We start from the raw sequence: 4,536 nt of genomic DNA, 5'->3' as shown, positions 1-4,536 counted from the left end.
AAAAATCCCATGTCGATCACTCCGTATGCCTCCAGCTGCTTCAAGCCGAGGCAGGGTTGCACATGGGTCAATTCTCAATGACAATTTTGGCGGTTGCCGGGTCAATTCTCAGTGGCAATCAACACTATTCACCTTTGCCAGAGTTGCTGGCATATCTTTTCCATGACAGTCCGGACCTCGATCATCTTCGCTCTGGCGCTTGGCCTTTGCCTCGCGGTGACGAGCGTTGTCTCGGCGGCCCTCATGGCCCCCGACAGGCTCAGCAATGCACGGGCCGTCCATGCGATGGTCTTCGGCGTCACGTCAGCGGATTTATGTGGCGATGACGCGGGGCATGGAGGTCATGACCACAAATGTCCGTACTGTCACACCATCCCTTACCCGCCGCAATTGACCGCACCCGCCATGTGCCTCGCATTCCGGCCGCATGAACTGTGGCGAAAGGGCGAGGCTCTGCGCCGCGCAGCGCAGGCGCGCAACATCAATCATTCCACCAGGGCGCCTCCGCGGATCGCCTGACAGGCACTGCATCGATGGCCCTGTCGCAAGGCGCGTGGGGCCAACCCCGTGTCCGTTCCCGTCCTCGAGACGGGTCGAAGGAATGTATCAATGACCGACATCACAAACCGTGCAGCAGGTGCTGCACTTTACCGCGCCGTCTGGCGCTGGCACTTCATCGCGGGGCTTGTCATCCTGCCCTTCGTTCTGATCCTGGCCGCGACCGGCGGGATCTATCTCTTCAAGGACGAGATCAACGACGCCGCCCACCGGCCACTGCGTTTCGTCGAGGTCCGCGCCGAGGCCCTGCCGCCATCGCAAATCACCGCGGCCGCCCTGGCCGCCCATCCCGGTACGCTTCGGGCCTATACGCCCGCACCCGCCCCGGACCGCAGCGCCGAGGTCGACATCGTCGGAGACGACGGGCTGCGCAATACCATCTATGTCGATCCCAACGATGGCCGCGTACTGGGCGCGCTCTGGGACGGCGGCGCGGCAGGCAGCCCGGCGATGTATGTCGTGCGCAAGCTGCATTCGCTGGAATATGCAGGCTGGTTCGGCAACCGGCTGATCGAGGCTGCGGCGGGCTGGATGGTCCTTCTGGTGGCCAGCGGCATCTACCTTTGGCTTCCGCGCGGCCGCAAGACCGTGGGAACGCTTCGCATCAAGGCCACGCGCGGCCGCCCCTGGTGGCGCGACCTGCACGCGGTCACCGGAATCTACACCGGCGTCTTCATCGTCTTTCTCGCCCTGACCGGCCTTCCCTGGTCCGGGGTCTGGGGGACGAAATTCTACGACACGGCCTATGCGCTCGGCCTCGGCATGCCCGATGGCTACTGGTCCAATACACCGCAATCCACGATCCCCGCACAGGACGTCATGGACCGCGCGCCCTGGATCATGGAGCGGCAGCCGATCCCGTCGTCGCAGGCGCCAGACGAGGGCGCCCATGCAGGCCACGGCGCCTCAGGGATGGCCTCAGATGGGCCGGACAACACGATGCTCCCGACCCTCGACACAGTGGTCACCACTGTTGAGAACTTAGGCATCGTGGCAGGCTATGCCATCAACCTGCCCACCACGCCGACGGGTGTGTTCACGGCCTCCGTCTATCCGGACGACATCACATATGAACGGGTCATTCACCTTGATCGTTACACGGGCGAGGTTCTCTACGACGCTGATCTCCAAGACCTCGGCACGCTGGGTCGCTGGGCGGAATGGGGCATCTCGGTCCATATGGGCCAGGAATGGGGCTTGCTGAACCAGGTGGTCTTGCTGCTCGCCTGCCTCGCGATGATCATGCTTTGCGTGTCGGCGGCGACCATGTGGTGGAAGCGGCGCCCCTCCGGCGCCCTGGGCATTCCAGCCGTACCGACTGACTGGCGCATCCCCCGGACCTTGCTGGGGATGGCGATCGTGGCGGGGATCTTCTTCCCCCTGGTCGGGCTGTCGATGTTGATTCTGCTGGCGATCGAACTGGCTGCCCATCTCATCGGGCGTCGCCGGAGGTTGGCGTGATGCTCTGCGCAAACCCGGTGCCAAGATATTGAATTCCTTAGAGGGGCCTGCTCCGGCTCCTCTGTGCCATCCAGCACGGCTGCCAACAGGGTGAGACCAGTCGCTCGCCACAGAGCGGACAGATGGCCGGTTCGGAGTGAACGCGCAGACGTCATACTTCCAATCAGCAAGCGCCTGCGACCGTCACTTCCGCAACTCCTTCAGCCCCAATTCCTCCCACATCCAGCCGAAATCGTATTCCGCAATCGGGCCACCTGCGTGACGTGCACTGCCGTTTTCCAGATACTTCAGCCACTCGACCACCTTCTTCCGCCCGGCAGCCGTGCGGACGGCCGCGCGCGGGGACTTGCCGCCGAGGGCGGGTACCGGTGCATCCAGGGTTTCAAGGTAATGCCGGTCCAGATGCTCCTGCATCAGTTCACGGGCGATTTCGGGCGGGATCTCGTCATCACTGTGCCGCGCCTCGCCATCGCGGGATTCGCCGCGCATCTGCTCCACGGTCCGGATCGTGGTCAGCGGGCGATTCAGCAACCCGCCGCAGGCCTCCGTCACCAGCACCTCGACCATGGCCGCGCGCGTGGCCGAGTTCACGTTGACCAAGAGCGCCTTGCCCTTCAGTTCCAGCGTGCCCAGTACCGTGGCGCCCTCCATCTGCGTGTCCAGCATCAGGCCACCACCCGCCTTGCCACCCTTGCCCTTGCGCAAGGCCAGCCAGTTCCAGAACTTCGACCCTTCGGGTTCGAAGACCTTCACCCGGTCCAGCCGCTCGGCGACGGCCTTCTGTGTCACGCCGCTGGCCAGCGGGAAACGCAGATCGTGAAACAGCACATCGTCGCCATCCGAATTGGTGAATTGTATCTCTGCCGGGGCAAGGGCTCGGTCGATTTCGGTGAACAGCCAGGCGGCGGTAAAAACGGGCGCACAGCCCAGCAATTGATCGCGGCTGAGCCGCAGCGTATCGCGCTTCTTCAGCTTCAGCGCGTCGCGCAGCCCCTCGAACAGGAACTCCACCATCTCGGCCCCGAACGGCAGCAGCGCGCCCGAGATGACATGGTGATCGCGCTGGGCAACCACCCGCACCGCAATCCGGTCCCATTGCTTCAGGGTGCGACTGGCGGATTTTTCCCGCACCGTGACCGGTTCGGCATCCGTCAGCAGGTCGCGCAGCAGCATCGAGGCGCCGGGCTGGACGTCGCTGACCTCGTAAAGGCTGACCGGCGTGTCGCGCAGCGCCGCGAAATAGTCCCGGTTCAGCGCTGTTTCCTTCCAGCCCCGGCGCTTGAGATAGAGATCGACGATATTGCCGTCCTCATAGCGGCAGGACAGGAAATCCTCGAAGCCGCAACCCCAAAGCACGCCCGACCACTGCTCGCCTAGGAGGTCGATGAGCCCGTCATGGTCGATTTCGAATGCCTCCAGCGCCGGTATCAGATGTTCGGCAACCACCTCCTGCAGCCGTTCGCGCCAGTCGCCCTCCCGACCGATGAAGGCCAGCAGATCGGAAATGTCGTTGCGTTCAGCCATGGCTTTTCTCCGGCATTCGATGTCGTGTTTCTAACCTTGGAACGATGCACGACGCCACCTCCGAACGACGTCGCGGCATCATCCGCGTGCTTGCGTGGCAACGCATGTTCATGCCCTGTTCCCACCGACCGAACGGTGCACAACGACGCGCAAGAGGAGAATCAAGCTCAACCACAAGCATAGCAGCCTCATCGGAATATAGCTCAGGGACAGGAGGTCGGGCGCGAGGAAGCGCCCTGCCCTTATTGCCGCCAATTCCACTTCCCCCGCACCTTCGGGCGCGGGCTGCACCGGGTTTGAGCGACAGAGATCCTCAGCAGAAACGGAGAGGATAAGACCATGGCCCTGCCGCCGCGCACGCATTACACCCTGCATGAAGTCACTGCCCGCTGGGGCCGCAATATCGCCGATATCGCCGGCTGGGCGGATGTGGGGCGGTTCAGGATCATGACGGGCATCGCCATGGTTCGCTGCGGCGAGGAAGCTGTGGCAGGCAAGGTGGTCCTTTCGCCGATGGAGCTTCTGCCGCTGTTCCGCCGCTGCGGTACCGGTCCCACGGAAGGCGTCATGCGCCGCATCCAGCCCATCGACCGGGAGGACTGGCTGCCGATCACAGATCCGGTCGGCGGTGTGTCGGTGACCATCGCCGACATGCTGATCCTGGCCGAGGAGGTGCACGCCTTCGAGGACGAGAACGACATGGTGCGCCGCGTGGCATCCGGACCGGGCGCCGCGACGCCCTATGACTGGGAAGGCATGAACGTCGCCCTGATCCTGCGTATCCATGACGATGGCTTGCCCGGGCTCCGTCGCAAACTCTGACCATGATTGAATGAGGTCGTTGTTCTCGTTTTATTATGCTGCCTGTGCTGCGAATTGGGCGAAGGGACAGAGTCCGGGCGTCAGCTGGCCTTTGCGGATCATATTGGCCACTTCGATGCCCTCAAGTGTCGCTGACGCCGAAGCGAAGGATTTGAAGCCGAGCATGGGTCG

3 protein-coding genes and 1 pseudogene are annotated in these 4,536 nt (G+C 63.4%); 2 read left to right on the top strand and 2 right to left on the bottom strand.

The features are described 5' to 3' along the window. The first annotated feature begins 609 nt into the window (after positions 1-609). Positions 610-2,019 (top strand): PepSY-associated TM helix domain-containing protein, encoded by a 1,410-nt coding sequence (locus tag KNW02_RS20060; RefSeq protein ID WP_216034953.1) that lies wholly within the window; start codon positions 610-612, stop codon positions 2,017-2,019. 183 nt (positions 2,020-2,202) lie between these two features. Here the strand turns inward: KNW02_RS20060 and KNW02_RS20055 are convergent, their stop codons facing one another. Next, entirely contained in the window at positions 2,203-3,543 is a 1,341-nt protein-coding gene (locus KNW02_RS20055) for a DUF7986 domain-containing protein (RefSeq protein WP_216034952.1), read from the bottom strand. A gap of 339 nt (positions 3,544-3,882) precedes the next feature. Between KNW02_RS20055 and KNW02_RS20050 the strand changes: the two genes are divergently transcribed. Beyond that, on the top strand, positions 3,883-4,365 hold the full coding sequence (locus KNW02_RS20050) for a hypothetical protein (RefSeq protein ID WP_216034951.1): 483 nt from the start codon (positions 3,883-3,885) through the stop codon (positions 4,363-4,365). 33 nt (positions 4,366-4,398) lie between these two features. Here KNW02_RS20050 and KNW02_RS20045 read toward each other — a convergent pair. Then, a pseudogene (locus KNW02_RS20045) lies at positions 4,399-4,536 on the bottom strand (IS6 family transposase); the annotation flags it as partial.

Source organism: Paracoccus marinaquae, assembly GCF_018860165.1.
GTDB lineage: Bacteria > Pseudomonadota > Alphaproteobacteria > Rhodobacterales > Rhodobacteraceae > Paracoccus > Paracoccus marinaquae.
The sequence above is the reverse complement of the archived record's forward strand: the minus strand, read 5'-3'. Positions and strand labels throughout refer to the sequence as shown.

Excerpts from the sequence above, each read along its gene's own strand:
- KNW02_RS20060 (WP_216034953.1), top strand. The coding sequence starts at position 610 with ATGACCGACATCACAAACCGTGCAGCAGGTGCTGCACTTTACCGCGCC.
- KNW02_RS20055 (WP_216034952.1), bottom strand. The coding sequence starts at position 3,543 with ATGGCTGAACGCAACGACATTTCCGATCTGCTGGCCTTCATCGGTCGG.
- KNW02_RS20050 (WP_216034951.1), top strand. The coding sequence starts at position 3,883 with ATGGCCCTGCCGCCGCGCACGCATTACACCCTGCATGAAGTCACTGCC.